We start from the raw sequence: 21,288 nt of genomic DNA, 5'->3' as shown, positions 1-21,288 counted from the left end.
CGTATTCAGGCCTCAGTGAAGAACGACCGGGCCGTTTTTCAGGGCCTGCGCTATGGTTTGTCGGGCATCGTTCAGCCAGGCGTCGATCTCGGCCTCAGACTTGATGGTGCGGCTGGGCAGCTTGACGAATTGCGCCTTGGGTTCCATCAGCTCGGCGGCAGCCACCAGCACGGCGTCGAAGCGCGAGTCAATGGCGGCCACGCGGTCGGCGAACGACGAGAGCGACAGCCGATCCACTGTGGCCAGCACCTCGTCGGTGTTGGCCACTTGCACCTTGGGTGCGTCGGTGAGGGTGAGCTTCTGGGCGGCCAGCAGGCTGTTGCGCTGCTCAGGCTCCAGCTGCTGCCAGTTGGTGTCGGCGTCCAGGCGCGCCATGCCATTCTTGTGGCGGGTCTGGTAATCGGTGTGCAGGCGGTTCAGTTCGTCACGCAGCAACTGAGTGAGGCTGGCCACCAGCGGCGTGACGGGATCAGGTTCCTCCAACAACTGGCGCTGCTGCTCCAGGTGCGTGACCTGTGCCACCAAGAACTCAGCCCCCGACAGCCCATTGGCCTGAGCCAGCAGGCGCTTGAGAGTGTTCCAAGCCGGCAGGCGCTTGTCGATGCGCTCTGCCAGATCCGTCCATGTGTCGATAGCGGCGCTGAGTTCGTCGCGCTGGTTGTAGAGGGCCAGCAGCTGCTCGTTGCCTGCGGTGAGGCGGATTTCTTCTAGCCCCTTCGTTTCTGGCCGTGCTGGGCGAGGGGCATCGCCGCCCGCACGGTTGGCCAGTTCTTGCGCGCTGACCAGAAACTGCGGCACGTAGGCCAGCTCTTCGCCTTGCTTAGCGCTGAGGCCGACCTTCTGCAACACCTTGCGAATCTGGATGCGCTGGGCTGCCGAAACGGTGGCCGACTCGACCTTGAACATGGTCTTGCCGATGACCTTGCGCTCCAGGTCTTTTGGGTCGATGGTCTGACCCTTTTCGTCCTGAGCGCGGATCAACCCGGCCACCAGCAGCACCTGCATGCCACCGTCCACCGCGTCACCCGGCCAGCCGTAGGTGGCGCCTTCGAAGTTCTTGCGGATGTCGATGCCTTTCTTGCCGCCAGCAATGAAAGCCAGGATGGCCTTGCAAACCGGGTTCTTGGCAGGCTCACCGTCGTCGCCCACGCTCTTGAGGGCGTCCGGCGCACCTTTCTGCGCCTTCTCATAGACCTTGGGCCAACCGGCGTGATCGGCGACGTGGAACTGCGGGTAGAGCCGCTGCAAAGCGTTGGTAGCGGCTTCCAACGTCATCTCCTGCAAGTCGGTGCCCAGGATCTCGTTGCCGCCGCCCTGAAAGACGCGGGCGCCCGAGAAGGCCTCTTGCAGCAGTTCGCGGATCTTGCCTTCAGCGGTCTGCCTGGTGGTCTCCATGGCCGAGCGGGCTTCGGTGCCCTCGGCGGTGTTGGGCACGCCGCGTTTGTCCAGCGTAGCGCTGGCGGCCTTGAAGTCGATCAGGTAGTGGCGCAGGTCATCGGCCGAGCGCTTGGGGATGAACACGAACACGGTGGGTGACTGGTTGCCCGCCTGGCGAGCATCGGCACGCACCGAGTTCTCGTCGATGCTCCAGCCATCGCGCACCCAGACGCAGACTTTTTCGTTGGCGTCAGGAGGCAACTGCGCATCGAATACAGGGAAGATGTCGCGCGTGACCTTCGAGGTGCCCTGGGTCAACGACAGTTTGCGCACCATCTCGCCGAAACGGCGTCGGATGCGATCGTCGCGCTCCGCATCCACGCGGTGAGCCTCATTGGCCAGGCTGTTGCGCTGGCTGAGGAACTCGTCGTTCCAGGCGGCGCTTTCCTCGGTCTGGATGCGGTACTCGTCACCCACCTTCATCAGCAGCTCACACTTGTCGAGCAACCCGGGGAGCTTGCTGCGCAAGGCGCTCGAACCTTGTGTGAGATCTTCCACCAGCAGATCAGCCAGCGTGTCGACCGTGGCGCGGATACCGATCTCGTTGTTACTGCTGGCCAGCTTGTTGATGAGGAAGACCAGGCCGCAGAACCGTGCCATCAGACGCTGGTCATCGGTTCCCTTGGCCCAGACCATGGTCTTCTCATGCACCTTGCGCGGCAGGATGCGCGACTGCAGCAGCTTGTCGGCTGCGTCGAAGTAAAGGTAGTCCGCTGGCACAACGCTGCCGACCGGCGCATCCACATTGGTCTGGATGACCTTGTGGATCATCGAGAGCTGGTTGCGAAGCTGGCTGTCGGTACCGGTTTGGTCCAGCACGCGCAGCGTGTTTTCCCAGAAGCGGCGGCGCACCGGCAGGATTGGGTAGTCCTGCGGGAAGAATTGAATGTCGTCGGCGCGGTGGCCGATGGTGGTGCCGGCCAGGTGGCGCGAGATCTCGCCCAAGTTGGTCTGCATCACCTGCTCAACCGGCGCCTTTGCCTCGGGCTTTTTGGCCAGAATGACCTGACGGATCACGGCATCGACGTCGGCGTCGGACAGCTCAACGCGCACAGTGAAACGGCCTTCGAGTTTCTTGAGGTTGGAGGTGCCGGTGACCGCGGTTTGGCCGGTGCCGATGAAGAGCATCTTGGCGCCGATGTTCTTGCAGCAGGCCTCGACCACTTCCTGCACGTCGATAGAGCGCTGGCTGTCCTCGCCGATGTACTGCTGTACCTCGTCGAGTACCACCAAGGTGAGTGGAAACTTGCCGTCGCGGGTCAACGCCTGGCGAATAGCTTTGAGCATGTCGCCACTGGAGACGTCCTGCACATAGGGGTACAGGTTGTTCAGGGTCTCGACGCAAGACGCTGGCGACGTAAACAGGTTAGGCTTGGCTTTGACCAGGGCTTCGTGCAGACCCTCGGCCACGTAGAAGTTGTCGAGTTCTTCGTTCCAGTCGAAGCCGCTCTTCTCAACATGACCCCGCACCGAGTCATAGATGCCTTCGTGCTGGAGCCACATGACAAAGCGTGCAACCGGGTACTGCTCCGGCAGGCCGACCGACTTGAAGAGGATGCCCAGCAAGGCCATTCGCACAGACTTGTCGCGCGAGCTGGAGCCCAGCGTGCCAGACGCCGCATGAAGCCCGCCGTGGCGCTTCGCCTGGGTGCTGAGTTCCTTGAGCTGGTCGCTCACGCCTTGTGGCAGGTTCGCGATACCCCGCGCGGTGGCGCCGTCGTCAAACGCACTGTCGACCCAGAGGGCCCGCAGCATCTTGACCAGGTGCGATTTGCCCGAGCCATAGAAGCCGCTGACCCAAACGGCAGGCTGCTCGGCCTGCTCGATGTTCTTCAGGTAGACGTCGAGGATGTGCTCCAGGCCCTTTTCGTACTGGCCATCGCAGACGAATGTTTCCAGCTCGTACCGCAGGACGGACAGTGCCTGGTTGGTTTTTTCGTCGTTGACGCTGGCCACGCCCTCGTTGACCAGCTTGCGGGTCGACGGGTCCTTTTGGTAGATGTCGCGATTGAGCATGTGCATCCCCTAAGTCAGAATTCTTTGTCTGCGGTGATCGGTACAGCGAGGTAGTTCCACCCGTCGTACCCATCCAGCAAGCGGTAGTTGTTGTCTTCGTAGCTGCCAGGGAAGAACACAAGCAGACGGCCCTTCACTTTGGGAGCGAGCTTGTCCACGACCTCCTTGACCTTCAGGAAGCCGAACAGAGAGCCCACGCCTTGGAGCGCCACGACAAACTCTTCGCCGACGTTCTTGTCTTGCAGGAAGGTCTCGAACTCGGCTTCGATGTAGCTCAGGTACTTGGGCAGCAGCGTGGACAGCAGATTGGGCTTTTGGAAGTAGCTCTTGGCGTACCGTTGGGAGGCCAGCCAGTTCGGGAACGAATTGGTCAAGTCGAACAACGCCCAGTCATGGCCCGCCGCGCGGGTTGCGATCTCGAACTCGTCGACTTTGGCCCGCAGGCGCAGCTCTTCCGTCTCGTGGTAAACGCAGAAAATGACGCGCTGGGCGGCAGCGGCGTCATCGCGCCATGGGACAGCCACGTACTTGCTGTAGGACTGGGTCAAACGCTTAATTCTGCTCACGGAGCCACTCCATTTCCTGCGAAGTGATCAGGTTCGGGAAAAGCACCTCGACCACCTGGCCGACGCGCTTGAGCGAGATCCAGCCCCGGCGAGAGGCGTCCTCGGCCAACTCGATCGTCTTTTCGAACGAGCAGTCGAGCATCCGGGTGAAGTCGCTCTTGAGTAGCGACTCGCCGCGCAGACCGCTGACGTAGCCCAGAAGCAGCGCCAATGACACCGCACCTGTCGTCGCCACAGCACGGGCCCGCACCTTGCGGACTCGGCCAGCAAGATGACCTGACTGGGTCCAGGACGAATTGATGTTCTGTGCAGTGGACTTGAGCGTGGCCTTGCTGAAGCGCCCCGGCTCTTGCGCATCAATGAACTCCTCCATCGCCTCGCGGGTGACGGTGGCCCCTTCCTGGAAGCCCAAGACAAAGGGAGCCGTGGCCCGAAGCAGGGGGTCACGCGAGTAGGCGCACAGCGCTGCCAATAGCGGCTGTCCATCCACATCGCGTTGCCAGAAGAACCGCAGGGCACGAAACACCAATAAGTTGGGATCGAGCGCATAGAGGTCGGCCAGGTGCCGGAAGGTCAGCGTCCGCGTCTTGCCCGAGCGCTTGCCCAGGCAATTGGCAGTCTGAATGGCTTCCAGGTAGTCGGGCTTGGCCGCGTCTGCCGCGTCCACAAAGGACATCAGGGCGCGCAGCTCGGCGAGCATCATCGTTCGGGCGGTATGGACGCCGCCGCGCTCATAACTAAACCCGAGTCGCTCCAACTTAATCTTGTGTTTATCTTCTACGTTCACGTTAGAGTCAGTCTTGGAGTTAATTCTGCATCGACTTCAAGCCGTTGTTGATCAGAAGATCGGTACCCCGGCGCCAAAACAGCGCTATGAACACCGTAAATTGCCAAGTGGTCTTTCAACCAAAGTCGGTGTTCAAGGCTGCGCAGGCTGTGGTCCGGAGAACAGTCCACGCCCCACTGGCGCAAGATATAACCTGCAGTGGCCGCCCTCAGCTTTATTCGCAGCACGCCGCCCTGCATGCCGTAATCCATCTCGGTGATCTCCGGCCGAGGTTGATCCGGATGCGGCACCAGCTCCAGTTCGACAATGCGGGTCCATTGGATATCTTGATCGCTCACCTCGTGGGGCGCCACTGGGTGTCCCTTAAGCACAACAGGACGCTTGATCCGGGTCATGACGAAATCCCGGAACTCGCTGGACTTCCGATCGAAGGCACGGACATGCCAGCGTAAACCGTTGTCGATCAACGCGAACGGGACAATCTCCCGCTCGGTGCGCCCATTGGAGATGGAGTGATACTCAATACCAAGCGGACACGCCTGGTGAATAGCCCGGGTCACACTTGCCAATACATCCAGATCTGGATGCGTAAGTCTGGAAGGGCTTTCGCTAAGCACCCAGGCCTTGAGCAGCATCGGCTCACCATCACCAAAACCCTGTGTCAGCCACGACAGCACCCGCTCTTGGGGGAAGTCGAAGATGGGAGTGAAGCTCGCCCCCAGGACGTACGACTTGGCCCTGGAGTCGTAGTCGATGTTGCCCTGCGCCAACTCCTTGTACAGCGATAGATCCCTGGAGGCGGCAGCGGATTGGATGCCAAACCGCGCAACCAAGTCCTGACGGCGTATCTCCCCCAAGAAGCGCACGCGCAACTCCACGAACGCAAGCCGATCACGTTGTGGCTGGGTTAGACCTGCAAGCTGTTCGTTCAACATCCTGGTTAACTGATCCGGGTCAGCGAAGCCTATTCGGACTATCTTGCAAAGTATATGGCCTGCCTCAGAGTCCGTCTACAAGACCATTGTGGTTCGTATATACGTCGCATATTGATAACCACAACCTTTACCCCTCCCCCTCTTACAATAGAACCAAGACGACCCCCAAGGGCAACAAGGCAGGAGCAAACCATGTACAAGAAACTTCTGGTCCCCCTGGATGGCAGCGCCACCGCTCAGCTGGCGCTGAGACACGCCGAAGCGCTGGCCAGACTCAGCGGCGCCTCCATCATCCTGCTCTCCATCGTCGAGGAGATGCACTACAGCAACGGCTACGAGCGCCCGAAGGTCTATGTCGAGCAGGTGCGGCCGCACTTCCTGGCCACGGCCCGTGCCCTGCTGGAAAAGGCGGCCAAGCCCTTGCGTGACGGCGGTCTGTCGGTAGCTGCGCACGTGGTGGAGAGCGGCAACCACCGTGTCTCGGAGCTCATCGTCCAGCAGGCTAAGGACGAGCATTGCGACCTGATCATCCTGGGCACGCACGGCCGCCGTGGCATCGACCGGCTGCTTCTGGGCAGCGATGCCGAGCAGGTGGCCCGCATCGCGCCGGTTCCGGTCATGCTGGTTCGCACGGACGGCAGCAAGGGCTGATCATCCAGCGCGCTGGTTGTAGTCCAGCGCAATGTCCAGCCACCGGTCGAATACGGGCTCGGTCAGCGCATTGGCCCGTACCGTGATCCAGCCGGTGGTCTTCTGCTGTTGCTTCCGGTTTCCGATGCGGGCCGGCTGTGCCGTGTCTCCGGCCTCGGCCAGCAGGCGCTCCTCGTCTTCGGGCGGGCAGCGCACCATCATGTCGCCGCTGCGGCTGGCAAAGGCCACGATGTGCCCATCCAGCATGAAGGACAGGCCGCCGAACATCTTCACCTCGCGGTAGCTGGGAATGCTCTCCAGCCGCTCGCGGATGCGCTGGGCAAGGATTTCATCATAGGCCATGAAAAAGGCTCCGTTCGTGTCACGGGTCACCCCAATGATACGCACGGAGCCACGGTCCGGTGAAAATGTGCCTGCCGCCACACCCATACATGACACTGGGCGGCATCACACCCAGACAGCGGTACACCTTGAACGCCTGATCGCGCTGCGTCTGATGTCGATCAGGGATGGGCGGCACCGGACATCATGGCAGTGCCCGCCCCTCCAGTTCAGCGCGGTTCAATTCAGCTTCCAGTGCACCTGCAGCATCAGGTTGCGCGGCTCGCCGAAGAAGTTGTTGCCACCCGGGTAGCGAGTTTTCTGCGGCAGGTAGTAGCGTTTGTCGGTCAGGTTGCGCCCCACCACGCTCACGCGGAAATTCCGGTCGATGTCGTAATGCACGTTGGCATTCCAGATGGTGTAGCCACCCTGCGGCACACTGCCCAGGCTGTCGATGTCGCTCTGCGTCTCGAAGCCGCCACCCACCGACCACTGGTTCAGCTCACCCGGCAGCTTGTAGCTGGTGTAGGCACGCAGCATGTGCTTCGGCGTGTGCTTGCTGAAATTGGTGCCATAGCTGTACGTGGTGCTTTCGGTACGCATGAATTTGCTGCGGTTGAAGGTATAACCGGCAAACACGTTCCAGTCGGGGGTCACTTCACCCGACAGTTCCACCTCGAAGCCCCGGCTGCGGACCTTGCCTTCCGGCACCGAATAGCGCTGGCCGGCCACCGTCATGGCACGGTTCGTCTGCGTAATCTGGAACAGGGCAAACGACAGGTTCAGGCGTTCATCCAGAAAGGACGATTTGGTTCCGATTTCGGCATTGTGGCCCACCACCGGCTTCAGCACGTTGTTGCTGGCGTCCACGCTGCTCTGCGGCTTGAAGATTTCTGTCCAGCTCACATAGGCACTGGAGGTGCCGCTGAAGTCCCAGGTCAGCCCCAGATAAGGCGAAACCTTCTTCTTGTTCACCACACGGCTGGCGGTGTAGTCGTTGTCCGCCGCACCGTTGAACCAGGTGAAGTACGAATTTCCGCTGGTTTTCACGCCGGCGTAGCGCATGCCGGCCAGCAGGTGCCACGCATCCGTGAAGTTGAAGCGCGATCCCAGTGACAGGCCATGCTGCTTCACCTCGTTGTGGTAGGTGGCATTGAGGTTGAGCTGGCTGTAGTCGTTCCAGTCGGGGTTGACAATGACGCCATGGTCGAAGCCCCAAATGTTGTACTGGGTACTGTTGGTCACACGGCGCCAGCGCGAGTCTTCCTTCTGCGTGGAAGCGCTCAGTGTCACGAACAGGTCATGCTTGCGTCCCAGGAGTTCGTATTTGCCCGTGGCCCGGGCCATGAAGCCCAGATCCTTGCCATCGTTGTTGTACTGCTGCAGGTTGTTCACCGGCAGCAGGCCGTTGGCACCCACCCCCGTGAAACGGCTGCCCAGATTGGCCAGCGCGCCGAACATCTGGTCCGATTTGGTGTCGATATAGTTCAGCTTGGCGTTGAACTTCCAGTCGTCGTTCAGGTAGTAGTCGAACTCCACGAACGGGTTGAGCTTGGTGGTTTTCGTGTCGTTCCACGCCGCACCCAGATAGGTGGCCCGCGGCAGGTTCAGTTCCGTCCTCCCCTCACCCATCGGCACACCGAACGGGTCCGGCATGTCGTTTTCGCGCTGGTACACCACACCAGCCGTCACCAGGGCAGAGTCTCCCACGTCGGCGTCCACCACACCGTAGATGACGCCCAGATCACCGTGGACGATGTCCTTGAAGGAGCGGTCCTTCTCTCCGGCCATCACCAGGCGGCCTCGCACCGAGCGGCTGTCGTTCAGCGGCCCCGAGACATCGCCTTCCACACGGTAACGGTCCCAGCGCGCCGCCGATGCCATGGCGTTGGCCTGCAGTCTGGCCGTGGGCTTCTTGCGCACGGCGTTGATGGTGCCGCCCGGCTCGCCGTTACCCTGCGTCAGGCCGGCTGCACCCCGCAGCACCTCGATGTGGTCGTACACCACCATGTCCGTCAGCGTACTGGCGCTGCGGTACGGGTTGGATGCCGAACCCGGCACCTGCGAGGCAATGCCGTCTTCCTCGATCTGGTCGATGTAGAAGCCACGCGACTGGAAGCGGGTGCGGGTCGAATCCTGCACCACGTTGATGCCGGTGGTCTGGCGCATGGCGTCGGAAAGCCGGCTGATCCCCTGATCCTTCATCTGCTTCTGCATCACCACGCTCACCGACTGGGGCGTCTCGCGGGACGACAGCTCCAGCCCCGTCGTCGTGCTCATCATCGACGTGGTGTAGGAATTGCTCTTCTCGGTCTTGTCGGTCTTGACCTTGCCCACCACGATCACTTCGCCGAGGGCGGTGTCGCCGGCCTCACCGGCATCGGCAACCTCCTGGGCGTGGGCAAACGAAGCGGCAGCCAGCAGCGGGAGCAGCATGCCGGAACGGACAAGGGAACGTGACCGGATAAAACGGACAGGCAGGGATGCCATGGATAAGCCTTTGTACAGGAAGGGAGGAGGAGGGGCTGCCTGCAGCCAGACACCAGTGCTCGCAGCCGGCCGGACGTGACAGACGGGCAACGCGGCCGGGCAACGGCCGGCAGGATGCACAGGCCAGCAGAGCGATGGCGCAGCAACCGGCGGAATGCACAGGCTAGCAGCGCGACGGCACAGCAGCCGGCAGAACGCACAAGCCAGCAATGCGACGGCGCAGCAGCCGGCAGAGCGCACAAGCCAGAACGCGACAGCCGGCGCCGCACGCAGAGGCCGGCAGACGATGGGTCAGCGGGCCGCAGCAGCACAGTGCGTATTGAGAGTCACACGCACTACCGCCAAAATTCTATGTTTGCGTTACGCAACTGCAATCTGAAGATACATCTATCCGGCGCAATGTTGCCGCGTTACAACAATATAACACGCGACACTGTCCATAGCCCCTCCTCCCCAACACCCAACGCCATCCCGACACGCGGCGGTCCCCCAATATTCACTTATACCCCATCACCCGCGGCAGCCACAGTGAAAGCTCCGGCACATAGGCAATCAGCAGCAGTGCCATCACACTCACCAGCGTGAAGGGCAGCACCTTCGCCACGATGCGCTCCACCGTCATGCCGCTGATGCCCGAGGCCACGAACAGGTTCTCGCCCAGTGGCGGGGTCTGAAAGCCGATGGACAACGCGCAGATCACCACTACGCCCACATGGGTGGGATCGGCCCCCAGCATGTACATGATGGGCATCAGCACCGGCACCAGAATCATGATGGCCGCCAGCGTTTCCATGAACATGCCCACAAACAGCAGCAGGCCGATCAGGATCAGCCACACCACGTTCAGGCTGTCGGTCAGGCCCAGCAGCATGCCGGCCAGCCGGGCGGGAATCTCCTCTTCCACCAGCAGCCGGCCGAACACGGTGGCCGCAAACAGGATCAGCAGCACCCGCCCGGTGATCCATGTGGTGGCACGCAGTGCATCGCGGGCTTTTGCCCAGGTCATTTCCCGGTGCAGCAGCACCCCCACCAGCACCGTGTAGGCAATGGCCACCACGGCAGACTCCGTGGGCGTGAACAGCCCACAATAAATGCCACCCAGGATGATCACCGGTGCCACCAGTGACCACACCCCCTGCCGCACCGCCGTGAGCAGTGTGTGCAGACGCCAGGTATCGGTCAGCCCCCGGTAACCGCGTTGCCGCGAAATGACGGCATTCATGACGATCAGCGCCAGCGCCATCACCAGTCCCGGTATGGCCCCCGCCATGAACAGCTTGGGAATGGACAGGCCGGCAAACTCGCCATGCTTCTGCACGGCCTCCACCGGCACCTGCAGGCCCATGGCCGAAATGCCGAAGATCACCATGGGAATGGACGGTGGAATGATGATGCCGATGCCACCCGACGCAGCCGTGACGGCGCCCGCATAGGCACGGTCGTAACCGCGCGCCGTCATGGCCGGCACCATCAGCATGCCCACCGCGGCCGTGGTGGCCGGCCCCGATCCGGAAATGGAACCAAAGAACACGCAGGCCAGCACGGTAGCCATGCCCAGCCCGCCGGTGACCGGTCCAGCCAGCGCCTCGGCAATATCCACCAGACGCCGCGAAATGCCGGCTGCCTCCATCAGCGCCCCCGCCAGCACGAAGGCCGGCAGGGCCATCAGGGGGAATGACCCCACCGAGGTATAGGCGGTCTGCACCATCGAGATCGGATCGATACCCAGCGTCCAGTAGCCGGCCAGCGCCGACGCGGCCAGTGCCACCACGATGGGCGCCCCCAGCAGCAGCAGGCCCAGGAAGCTGCCGAAAATGACCAGCACGAGATCATTTTCCATGGTCATCCCTCCCTGCAGTCCTGGACGGCCCTGGCTGGGCAGATTGTTGCCCCTCCCGTGAATGCGTCATCCGTTGCGGCAAAGGATCATGCTCCGCGTGCGTCACCTTCGATGCGTGCGTTTTCTTCGATGTGTGTACTGCCTTCGATGCGTGTGTCGCCTTCGATGCATGCGTCACCTTCGATGCCTGCACCACCTGCGCCTGTTCCGGATCCAGCAGCACCTCGCCACGCACCAGCGTGCGCCAGTTGTTGATGACGATGCGTACCGACATCAGCACGAAGGCCAGCGGCAGCACGGCATAGAAATACGACATGGGCAGGCCCAGCGTTTGCGACTGCCAGAAGCGGTTCATCCGGAAAAACACGAAGTCCACCGACAGCCAGGCAAAGTACAGGTTGAAGGCCACCCAGAGCAGATCGGCCAGTGACTCGCACACCTTCTTCACCACCGGCGGGAAAAACCCGAACTGAAAGCTCACCCGGTTGTGTGCCGACAGTTTGGCCGCCACCACGGCACCAAAATACGCAAACCACACGAACAGATGCGTGGCCAGCTCGTCCCCCCACGGGATGGTGTAGCCAAACAGCAGCCGGCTGGCAATCTGCGCAAACAGCAGCGACACGAAGCCCACCAGCAGCACGGCGCAGATGAATTCCTCTGCCTGGTCAAGCACCCACAGGGCACCATGCCGGCGGACCTGTTGACCGGAACCGTTGTGCTGACCGGGGCCGTTATGCTGACCGGGACCGCTGCGTTGACCAGGGTCGTTGTGTTGACCGGGGTCGTCATCATGGTTTTTCATCTTTTCCGCGGTTCCTCTGGCATCGCCACCTCACACAGGCAGGTGGTACGTGTCATGCGAAGATGAACTGGCAAACCCGTCCATCACCACCTCACGCACACGGGCCAACAGGCCCGGGTTCACCGTCCCAGCGCCCGCTGGGTGGCTTCCACCCGTTCGCGCCCGCCCACGGCGTCGTAGAACTTTGGCCAGACCTGGTTCTGTGCCAGTTCGATCCATTTCCGCTCACCATCGGCCGGCTGCACGATCTGCATGCCGCGGGCCTGCAGCTGGTCACGCACCTTGTGCTCGGTCTCCTGCAGGTAGCGGAAGCTGTGTGCCGTGGCCTCGCGGCCGGCATCCAGCAGCGCCTGCTGCACCTCCGGAGACTGTTTGCGGAACACGGCCTCGCTGACGATCAGCGGCTCCAGCGAGAACAGGTAATGGATGGGCGTGATGTACTTCTGCACCTCGTCGAAGCGCATGGCAGCCACCGTGGTGTAGGGGTTGTCCTGCCCGTCCACCACGCGCTGCTGCAGGGCCGTGAAGGTTTCGGACCAGGCCAGCGGCGAGGGGTTGATGCCCCAGGCCCGCCAGGTCTCGATCATCACACGGTTCTTGGGCACGCGAATCACCTGCCCCTGCAGATCTTCCAGTGACACCACCGGCCGGCGCGAGCTGGTCAGCACCCGGAACCCCGAAAACGCCCAGCCGACGATCCGCACCTGCGCATCGCGCACGGTGTTTTCCACGAGCTGGTGGCCGATGTCACCTTCCACCAGCGTGCGGGCCTCGTCGGCGCTGCGAATCACATACGGCAGCGTCAGCACGCCCAGCGACGGCGAGAATGGCGCCAGATTGTTGATGGCCAGCACCGACAGCGACAGCGTGCCCAGTGCGGCATTGTTGACCGTATCTTCTTCGCTGCCCAGCTGGCCATTCGGAAACACCGTCACCCGTGCGCGTCCCCCGGTCCTGCGCTCGAAGGCCGTGCGGAAGGCTTTGGCCAGCTCCCACTGTGTGCCCCCCTGCGCATCGCCCATGGCCAGCTTGAAGGTCACGACGTGTGCGCCTGCCGCTGCCGCACCACCATTCGCCTCGGCTGCCACGGTGGTCCTGGATGCACTCGACGCCGTGGATGTTGCAGATGCGGTGTGGGTCTCCCGTGCCTCCTGTGCCGGGCGTGAAATCCGCACGTTTTCCGGTGCGCCGGCGACTGCAGGTGCACGTGCCATGGCCGCCGCCCCCATGCCCACGATGCCGGCGCCCAGCAGCGCCAGCAGGCCGATCCGCCTGTTCCTGCGCCGCCTTTTCGGGAATGCGCCGGGGGCGCCCATCGTCTGCGCGACAGCCGTCCGGTCCTGTGCAGCGTCCTGCATCGCCTGCCCTTTCATTGTCTGCCCTTCGGCTTTTCGCTTTTCCATGTTTGCGCTCCCTGTCCTGCCTTTCATGTACGGTCCCGGGCACAACGTCTGTCGTCGCGCCCGGCCAGCCATGTGCAGCCCGGATTACAGCCGCTCGTCCTTCAGGTGATACCAGTGATACAGCCCCCACTGGCCCAGCCGCCGGAACGGGGCCAGCCACCGGGCGTTGAACAGGCCGGCAAAATCCGGATACGGCAGTGCCCCCTCGAAAATGGGCAGTTTCGGTACATCGGCCGTTTTTCCAGCAATGTGCTGCGCCAGCCGCCGACCTGCCTGGGCCGAGTACGACACCCCGTTGCCGCCATAGCCCAGCGCGTAGTAAAGGGCCGAATGCGGATCGGGCTGCGCGATGCGCGGCATCATGTCGTGACTCACGTCCACCCAGCCCCACCAGTAGTAATCGATGTCCACATCCCGCAGACCGGGAAACTTCCGGGCCAGGCCGGCACGGACCAGGTCCAGGTGCCGGGGCGCCGTGGCGTCACTGCCGGTAATGGCGCTGCGCGTACCGATCTGCAGCCGGCCGTCCGGCAGCACACGGTAGTAGTGTCGCAGCACCCGTGTGTCGGTGATGATCTGGAACGTACGCAGGCCATTGGCCTCGATTTCGGCGGGTGCCAGCGGCCGCGTCACGATGGAATTGGCCAGAATGGGCATGATCCGGTCTTTCAGCTGCGGGTTCAGCGTCTGCGACGTGTAGCCACCGGTGGCCACCCCCACTACGCGGGCACGCACCACACCGCCCGGTGTGCGCAGCAGATGACGTTCGTTGGCACCTTCACCCTGCCGTTCCCAGCCCAGTACCGGGCTGGCGGGATGGACCTTCACCCCCAGTGCCCGGGCTTTTCTGACATAACCGAAGGCCAGTTTGGCGGGGTGAACGCCAATGCCTTCCGGTTCGTGCATGGCACCGGCGGCTTCGTGATCGTCGATGTACTGGCCGCGCAGGGTGTCGGCATCCAGAATCTGCGCATCGTAATGGAAGGTCTCGCGCAGCAGCTTCGCCTCCTTTTCCAGCACCGGCATGCGCTGCGGGCGGTGTGCAATGTAGAGGTGGCCGCCGGGCTGCGCATCGCAGTCGATGTCCGCTATCTGCGCACGGAAATAATCCATGGCGTCCACGCATTCTGCATGCAGGGCCAGCGCGGTGTCCAGCCCCCAGCGGGCAATCCATTCCGAACGCTTCAGCCTGCCCGAGGCGCACTGGGCCTGCCCCCCATTTCGGGTGGTGCAGCCCCAGGCCACGCGGTTGGCCTCCAGCACCACCGCACGAATGCCATGCTCCTGTGCCAGCGCAATGGCGGTGCTCAGCCCCGTGAAGCCGGAACCGATGATGGCCACATCCACATCACGGTCGCTGTCGATGGGGCCGTCGTCCTGCGGCGGGGTACCGGCCGTGTCGATCCAGTAGGTGGGCGAATACTGCTGCCCATGCCCCGGTGTGGGATGTACCAATGGATCGTAGGTCGGGTTGTAGGGTTGCCGCGCGCCATGCTCCCCTTCGGGGCCACCGCCGGACGTTACGCCGCGACCATGAACGGATCCATGTCCGTGGGCACCGTGAACGGCTTCGTGTCCTTCTGCGCCACGAACGGCCCCATGTCCGCCGGCCCCGTGAATGCTGCCATGGCCGCCTGCCGTCCCTGGCCGGGCTGCAGGCGTCTGGTCGCCCATGTCGCGTGCGGCAATGCCCGCATGACCGGCTGCGCCCCCCTGTGTGCTGCGCCTGCGGGGGCGCGCTGCGGCTGCGCCTGTGAGCGGATGGGCCTCTGCCCCAAATCTGCCAATTGCCTGTTCCACGGTACATCTCCTGCGGGTGTCGCGATTGAAGACGTCACTATAAATGCGGAGCAGAGCACCGTTTGCGCCCATTGCGCATAAATAAAAACGCTGCGTGAGTTTCAGACCTGAAAGCCCGGTTCACGCAGCTTTATCAATAGCATCAACGCATAAGCATCACCACCATCATCATCCATGCGGCCACAAAAAGCGCTTCGGCCACCATCAGCGCAATCGGACGCCAGCCCAGGGCGGCAATCTTTTCGAAAGAGGTCTTGATGCCCAGCGCCGAGATGGACACCACCAGCGCCCAGCCGGACAGGTCACTGGCCACGTGCTGCACAGCCGGAGGGATCAGCCCCAGACTGTTCACCGTCACCAGCAGCACGAACATCACCAGAAAGAACGGCAACAAGGGCGGGCGTCTGGCGGACGCAGCCGACGTGCCGGATGCGCCCTGCGGTGCAGCAGCGGGTACCATTGCCGGCGCGGCCGATGCCACCGATGCCACCGATGCCACCGTTGCGCCCGTTGCCCCTGTTGCGCCCGTTGTCACAGGTTCCGGTATTTGCGGTTGCTGCAATGGCACGGCTCCGGCCAGGGGCCGCGCCATGCCGGCCTCGGCAGCCACCGTCCGGCGAAAGACCAGTGACAGCGTCAGCACCACCGGCACCAGCATGGCCACGCGGAACATTTTGGCCAGGGTGGCAGCCTTTGCAATGTCCGGAGAAAGAATGCTGCCGGCCCCCACCACCTGGGCCACGTCGTGGATGGAACCACCCAGAAAAAGCCCCGCCTCGGGCACCGTCATGCCGAACCAGCGTACCCACAGCGGGTACAGCACCATCACCGCCGTGGACAGGCTGGCAATGCCGATGGCGCTCATCAAGGTGCAGCGCTCGCTTTCGGGGCTTTGCGGCAGCGTGGACGAAATGGCCATGGTGGCCGAAATGCCGCAGATGCCCGTGCCACCACCCGACAGCAGCCCGAACATGGGCGATACGCGCAGCACCCGGGCCATCAGCACACCGAAGCACAGCGTGAACACCACGGCACCGGCCAGCCCCAGAATGCCCCAGAGCCCCAGCGCCGACACGTCGGACACCACGATGCGCACCCCCAGCAGCGCCACACCGGCACGCACCAGCTTTTTGGCGCTGAACTCGATGCCGGGCCGGCAGCGATCATTTTCCGACAGGAAGTGAAAGGCCACGCCGATCAGCAGCGCGTACAGGAACTTTGGCCCGCCATAGTGCTCCGACACGAAGCTGGCTGCCACGGCAATGACCAGCGACAGCATGATGCCGGGCAGATACCGCCCCGCGATCCCCCCACCCCCAGTGGCACCGTCTGATGCCGGCCGGGGGTTCAAACTGGCAGACATGTCGAGTCCTTGAGAAACGAATGAGCCGATCTGGTTCAACCCGGAACAACCAATACCTGTTCCAGCACTTCTTGCGCGACACGTGCCATGAACTCATTCGTCCATGGCACGTGTCGCGCAACCGGCCAGCCATTCACTGCAACCGGAATACCTCCTCCAGCGAACCTGCCGTCAGAAACGCATCAGTCCACCGGTCCAGCTGCTCCGGCGTACCCGCGGCCAAGCGCTTCCCGGTTTCGGCATCCAGAGGCCCGAAGCGTCTGGCCAGCAGCCTGGCCAGGGTATGGCGCTGGCCGTCCCCTCTGCCTTCTTCACGGCCGATCAGCCGGCCACGAGCCTCGCCCTTCCGCTCCAGCTCTTCCCGCACGCTACTGATCACTTCTTCCCGTACGCTCATCATGTGTGCGACCTCCTTTGCATAGGTTTTGTTGTACCGGCGCTCTTCCTCGGCGTCAAGCGGCGCGTAGGTCCGGATGAACCGCTCAAAGTTCAACTGGTTGTCGATGTTCTTCTCCAGCCGGAGCAGCGCCTGGATGGCCTGCCCCAGAATGAGCACCTTGTCCTGGCCCTTGCGCGACATCGTCGTCAGCAGCACCTGCTCGACCACATTGTCCGTGCCCAGGTGCTCGATGGCCTTCCAGCGCGGCAGGATCACGGGGATGTAGTCGAAGAACGCGTAGCGCCTCTCCGGCGGCCCCATGTCGAGCCGGGCGGGAATGCCCCGCCCGTCACGCAGGAAGATGACGATCGGCGTGATGATGTCGGTATGCAGAACCTCCGACAGGGTCACGTAATACTTCAGCAGCTTCTTGATGCGAAACCGGCTGGGGACGGTCTGATGCTCGATCAGAATCACCATCGTCTCGCGCGAACCGTCTGGCCAGCGGACCTCCAGCGGAATGTCCAGCTCGAAGAAGCGCTCGCCCAGTCGGTCCGGCGGCAGCTCCTGCCGCAGCGGGGTGATGATGACGCTCTCATCCAGCGATGCAAAGCGCGCCGGGTCGAACAGGGCCAGCGCCTGCCGGGGGTACTGGGTGATCAGTGACTTGAAGTACTGGTCGTGGCTGATGCGCCTTGTGCGGGAGCCGCCGGCTGGCACGATGCTGCGCCCGGCACCGGGCGTGTCCTTGCCAGCACCGTCACCCGGTGAGGGTGGCGGGCATGCCCGCGGCCCATCGTTGTCGGTTGTCATGAGGAATGCCTCGTGGGTTGAAGGAAAACAACCCGGGCATTGCAGCAGGGATGGCGATGGGCGGCGAGGAACCTGTCACGCCGATGGCCAGACGGGTTAGGTCAAACCAATTAGGCCGGTCGGTCAGATCAGCCGGAGTCTGTGCACCATCACCCCCAGCATTTTTCGTGTCAGCCGCGCTCTGGTGATCAGATCAGCCGGAATCTGTTCATCATCACCCACCCTGCAGCGCCGTGACGGCAATGGCGTTGACGATGTCGGGCGTGTCACAGCCGCGCGACAGGTCGTTGGCCGGCTTGGCCAGGCCCTGCAGCAGCGGGCCGACCATGAAAGCGCCGCCGATGCGCTCGGTGATCTTGTAGCCGATGTTGCCGGCATCCAGATTGGGAAACACCAGCACGTTGGCGCGGCCTTCCAGCTGGGTATCGGGCAGCTTGCGTTTGGCAATGGACGGCACCATGGCCGCGTCGAACTGCACCTCGCCGTCCACCTTCAGGCCGGTGTCGGCCTCACGCAGCAGGGTGACGGCCTTTTTCACCTTCAGCACGTCCGGGTGATGGCCGCCGCTGCCGGCCGTGGAGAACGAGAGCAGGGCCACGCGCGGTTCCTCGCCCAGCAGCTGGCGGGCGCTCTGGGCACCGGCACGGGCAATGTCCACCAGCTCTTCGGACGAGGGGTTGATGACCAGGCCACAGTCGGTGTAAATGAGGCCACCCTGGATCGGGTGATGCGGCTTGTCCAGCGCCGCCAGGAAGAAGCTCGAGACCAGCTTGCTGCCCGGCGCCGGGCCGATGAGCTGGATGGCGGTGCGCACCACGTCGGCCGTGGTGTGCACGGCGCCCGAGACCGAGCCATCCACCTTGCCCTCGGTGACCAGCATGTTGGCAAAGACCAGCGGTTTCTGGATTTCGGTCTGGGCCTTTTCGGGGGTCATGCCCTTGTGCTGGCGGCGCTCGACGAGGCGCTGGGCCAGCGCGGCGGTTTCGGGATCGGTGGCAGGATCGCGCAGCGTGAGCCCCTCCAGCGACAGCCCTTCCTGCCGGGCACAGGCCTCGACGGCCGCCCGGCTGCCCACCAGCGTGATGTGCGCCACACCCCGCTTCAGGGCCTCGACGCCGGCACGCAGCACCCGCGGGTCATCGGGTTCGCTCAGCACGATGTGCCGGTTGAGCGCACTGGCGCGCTGCTGGATGCCCTGCAGCAGGGCCGGCAGGGAGAGGTCCGGGGTGTAGGCGAGTGCGGTCATGGCGTTACCTCTGCAGTGAAGACGAAAGAGCGCCCATATTACTGCAGCCCCTGCCCGCCAGCGCCCATGGTGCTGCCCCGCAACACCCCGGGATATCCCCCGGTGAAAGGGTTATCCCCCAGCCCGTTCCTCCAGCACGTTGCCGCCGGCGCGCCATGCATTCAGTCGTACCCTCGCCTCCCTGCGGGCACGCGGGACGAGGCGACGGCGCTTCGGCACGCATGAGCACGTGACACGGGCAGCGTCAGCCGGTACCGGTTGCCTGTCAGACGTAATCCCGGTATTTCTCCAGATACCGCACAGGTTTGGAGAGCGCATCGCGGCGGAACGGGTCGCCCAGCTCACGGGTGCACATGACCTCGACGATGCAGGTCCGGCCGTGGTTCATCTGCAGGTCGATGGCCTTCTTCAGCGCAGGCCCCACATCTTCCGGCCGGTCGGCCACGATGCCCTCGGCGCCCATGGCCTGCGCGATGCCGGCAAAGCTCGGGCTCTCCAGATCGCCCGCCACGAAGCGGCGACTGTAGAAGTCCACCTGGTTCTTCTTCTCGGCCCCCCACTGCCGGTTGTGGAACACCACCGGTGTGACCGGAATGTCGTGGCGCACGCAGGTGAGAATCTCGCCAAAGCTCATCCCCCAGGCACCATCGCCCACATAGGCCACGGCCGGCCGGTGCGGGGCCGCCACCTTGGCACCGATGATGGTGGGGAAGGCGTAGCCACAGTTGCCGAAGCTCATCGGCGCAAAGAAGCTGCGGGGCCTTTCGAAGCGCAGGTAACTGTGCGCCACCGAGTTGATGTTGCCGATGTCGGTGGACACCATCACGTCCGGCGGCAATGCCCGCTCCAGCTCGCGCAGCGCCTGACGCGGATGCAGGTACTGGCCGCCACTGAAGGGAGTCTCGCCCTGCTGCTCGCGAATCATGTCGAGGCTGTAGGGGTCGGTCTCGTGCGTCCAGGCATCCAGCTCCTGCTCCCAGGCCGCCTTTTCGGCGCGGATTTTCTCTGCGCGTTCGGCCTTCGTGGCATCACCGGCCAGGGTGCGGCCCTGCAGACGGTCGAGCAGCGCAAGCGCCGCCTCCTTCGCGTCGCCGCAGATGCCCACCGAGATCTTCTTCACCAGCCCCAGCATCCGGTGATCGGCATCCACCTGGATGATCTGTGCATCCTTCGGCCAGTAGTCCATGCCGTGCTGCGGCAGCGTGCCGAACGGCCCCAGCCGGGTGCCCAGCGCCAGCACCACATCGGCCTGTGCAATCAGCTTCATACCCGCCTTCGAACCCTGATAGCCCAGCGGTCCGCACCACAGCGGGTGACTGGCCGGGAAGCTGTCGTTGTGCTGGTAGCTGTTGACCACGGCAGCGCCCAGCCGTTCGGCCAGCGCCCGGCAGGCATCCACCCCATCGGCCATCACCACCCCGCCCCCGGAGACGATCACCGGAAACTTCGCGTTCGCCAGCAGATCGGCGGCACGGTCGAGACTTTCGCGGCCGCCGGCACCGCGCTCCACCCGGATGGGCTGCGGGATTTCGGTCTGGATGTCACCGTAGAAATAATCGCGCGGGATATTGAGCTGCGTGGGCCCCAGCTCCGACAGCGCACGGTCGAAGGCGCGCGCCGTGTACTCGGCCATGCGCGCCGGGTGGTTGACGTGGGCCTGATATCTGGTGAATTCCTGGAACATGGGCAGCTGGTTGCATTCCTGAAAGCCGCCCAGCCCCATGGTGCGCGTACCGGCCTCGGGTGTGACGATCACCACCGGGCTGTGCGCCCAGTAAGCCGCTGCAATGGCCGTGACACAGTTGCTGATGCCCGGACCATTCTGGCCGATCACCACCCCCTGCCGTCCGCTGGCGCGGGAATAACCATCGGCCATGTGGCCGGCCCCCTGTTCGTGCACCGTGGAAATGAAACGGATGCCCGCCGGCGTGAAAATATCCATCGCATCCATGAAGGCTGAGCCCATGATGCCGAATATGTCCGTCACGCCCTGGGCCACCAGGGTTTCCACAAAAGCCTCCGAGGGCGTCATGCGCTGCACGCCCTGCACCGCCTGGCGATTTTTCCGGTCATCTGCTTTATTGGCCATGTTTTCTCCTGCCGCCTTTGGCGCGTGTCATGTACTCATTCATTCCCGTGAAACCCCTTTGGGAACTTCCGCAAAAGTCCTTCGGCACGTTGAGGCTCCCTGGTTATCCTGTGCAGCCGATTCTGGCATGCCGCGATGAACGATCCTGCATAAGCATTCATGTGAAACGATGCTGCGCCCAAGGCGCAGGGCGTGCCGTGCTGCCCTGCCACAACGCCGGACCTGCGCCCATTCCGGCACCGGACATCCGCGCCGAACATGCTTGCATCAGGGCGCACACATCCATCGAATGCCTGAACACAGGCAGCCCCGCCCCAGCCGGTGACTCCGCCATGCTGCAACGCAGC

General features: G+C 63.4%; 15 protein-coding genes. 1 reads left to right on the top strand and 14 read right to left on the bottom strand.

Annotated elements, in window-relative coordinates; translation table 11 throughout:
- Positions 1 to 12: 12 nt before the first annotated feature.
- From brxC to EHV23_RS01835, 4 genes are read right to left on the bottom strand one after another with little or no spacing between them, the layout of a single operon-like run.
- Positions 13 to 3,453 carry a BREX system P-loop protein BrxC gene (brxC, locus tag EHV23_RS01850; RefSeq protein WP_125094459.1) on the bottom strand — a complete coding sequence of 1,147 codons (3,441 nt, stop codon included), beginning with the start codon at positions 3,451 to 3,453 and terminating at the stop codon, positions 13 to 15.
- Positions 3,454 to 3,467: 14 nt separating this feature from the next.
- On the bottom strand, positions 3,468 to 4,019 hold the full coding sequence (locus tag EHV23_RS01845) for a BREX protein BrxB domain-containing protein (RefSeq protein ID WP_125094458.1): 552 nt from the start codon (positions 4,017 to 4,019) through the stop codon (positions 3,468 to 3,470).
- Positions 4,006 to 4,806: a hypothetical protein gene (locus EHV23_RS01840; RefSeq protein WP_125094457.1), complete on the bottom strand. Its 801-nt coding sequence runs from the start codon at positions 4,804 to 4,806 to the stop codon at positions 4,006 to 4,008. Before EHV23_RS01840 ends, EHV23_RS01845 begins: the two co-directional genes overlap by 14 nt.
- Positions 4,803 to 5,741, bottom strand: coding sequence for a helix-turn-helix transcriptional regulator (locus tag EHV23_RS01835; RefSeq protein WP_125094456.1), 939 nt, complete (start codon positions 5,739 to 5,741; stop codon positions 4,803 to 4,805). The genes EHV23_RS01840 and EHV23_RS01835 overlap by 4 nt, the downstream gene beginning before the upstream one ends.
- A gap of 192 nt (positions 5,742 to 5,933) precedes the next feature.
- Here EHV23_RS01835 and EHV23_RS01830 point away from each other — a divergent pair, with 192 nt between their 5' ends.
- Positions 5,934 to 6,392: a universal stress protein gene (locus tag EHV23_RS01830; protein ID WP_125094455.1), complete on the top strand. Its 459-nt coding sequence runs from the start codon at positions 5,934 to 5,936 to the stop codon at positions 6,390 to 6,392.
- Here the strand turns inward: EHV23_RS01830 and EHV23_RS01825 are convergent, their stop codons facing one another.
- From EHV23_RS01825 to xsc, 10 genes are all read right to left on the bottom strand, one after another.
- Positions 6,393 to 6,734, bottom strand: coding sequence for a TfoX/Sxy family protein (locus EHV23_RS01825; protein WP_158615789.1), 342 nt, complete (start codon positions 6,732 to 6,734; stop codon positions 6,393 to 6,395).
- Positions 6,735 to 6,953: 219 nt separating this feature from the next.
- A complete protein-coding gene (locus EHV23_RS01820) occupies positions 6,954 to 9,149 on the bottom strand; it encodes a TonB-dependent siderophore receptor (RefSeq protein ID WP_158615788.1) in 2,196 nt (731 codons plus the stop codon).
- 550 nt (positions 9,150 to 9,699) lie between these two features.
- Positions 9,700 to 11,043 carry a TRAP transporter large permease gene (locus tag EHV23_RS01815; protein WP_125094452.1) on the bottom strand — a complete coding sequence of 448 codons (1,344 nt, stop codon included), beginning with the start codon at positions 11,041 to 11,043 and terminating at the stop codon, positions 9,700 to 9,702.
- A complete protein-coding gene (locus tag EHV23_RS01810) occupies positions 11,033 to 11,719 on the bottom strand; it encodes a TRAP transporter small permease (protein WP_238990237.1) in 687 nt (228 codons plus the stop codon). Before EHV23_RS01810 ends, EHV23_RS01815 begins: the two co-directional genes overlap by 11 nt.
- A gap of 248 nt (positions 11,720 to 11,967) precedes the next feature.
- Positions 11,968 to 13,251, bottom strand: a complete 1,284-nt coding sequence (locus tag EHV23_RS01805; protein ID WP_238990236.1) for a TRAP transporter substrate-binding protein — start codon at positions 13,249 to 13,251, stop codon at positions 11,968 to 11,970.
- An 84-nt stretch (positions 13,252 to 13,335) separates the two neighbouring features.
- Positions 13,336 to 15,051 carry an NAD(P)/FAD-dependent oxidoreductase gene (locus EHV23_RS01800; RefSeq protein WP_238990235.1) on the bottom strand — a complete coding sequence of 572 codons (1,716 nt, stop codon included), beginning with the start codon at positions 15,049 to 15,051 and terminating at the stop codon, positions 13,336 to 13,338.
- A gap of 142 nt (positions 15,052 to 15,193) precedes the next feature.
- A complete protein-coding gene (locus tag EHV23_RS15135) occupies positions 15,194 to 16,414 on the bottom strand; it encodes a YeiH family protein (protein ID WP_158615787.1) in 1,221 nt (406 codons plus the stop codon).
- A gap of 133 nt (positions 16,415 to 16,547) precedes the next feature.
- Positions 16,548 to 17,606 carry an RpnC/YadD family protein gene (locus tag EHV23_RS01790; protein ID WP_125094450.1) on the bottom strand — a complete coding sequence of 353 codons (1,059 nt, stop codon included), beginning with the start codon at positions 17,604 to 17,606 and terminating at the stop codon, positions 16,548 to 16,550.
- Positions 17,607 to 17,820: 214 nt separating this feature from the next.
- The gene (gene pta, locus EHV23_RS01785) at positions 17,821 to 18,852 is read right to left on the bottom strand and encodes a phosphate acetyltransferase (RefSeq protein ID WP_238990234.1); all 1,032 of its coding nucleotides are present in this window, start codon (positions 18,850 to 18,852) and stop codon (positions 17,821 to 17,823) included.
- A gap of 265 nt (positions 18,853 to 19,117) precedes the next feature.
- On the bottom strand, positions 19,118 to 20,941 hold the full coding sequence (gene xsc / locus EHV23_RS01780; protein WP_238990233.1) for a sulfoacetaldehyde acetyltransferase: 1,824 nt from the start codon (positions 20,939 to 20,941) through the stop codon (positions 19,118 to 19,120).
- Positions 20,942 to 21,288 lie beyond the last annotated feature (347 nt).

It is taken from the genome of Lautropia dentalis, assembly GCF_003892345.1.
Taxonomy (GTDB): Bacteria; Pseudomonadota; Gammaproteobacteria; order Burkholderiales; family Burkholderiaceae_E; genus Lautropia; species Lautropia dentalis.
This window is presented reverse-complemented; position numbering and strand designations above follow the sequence as displayed.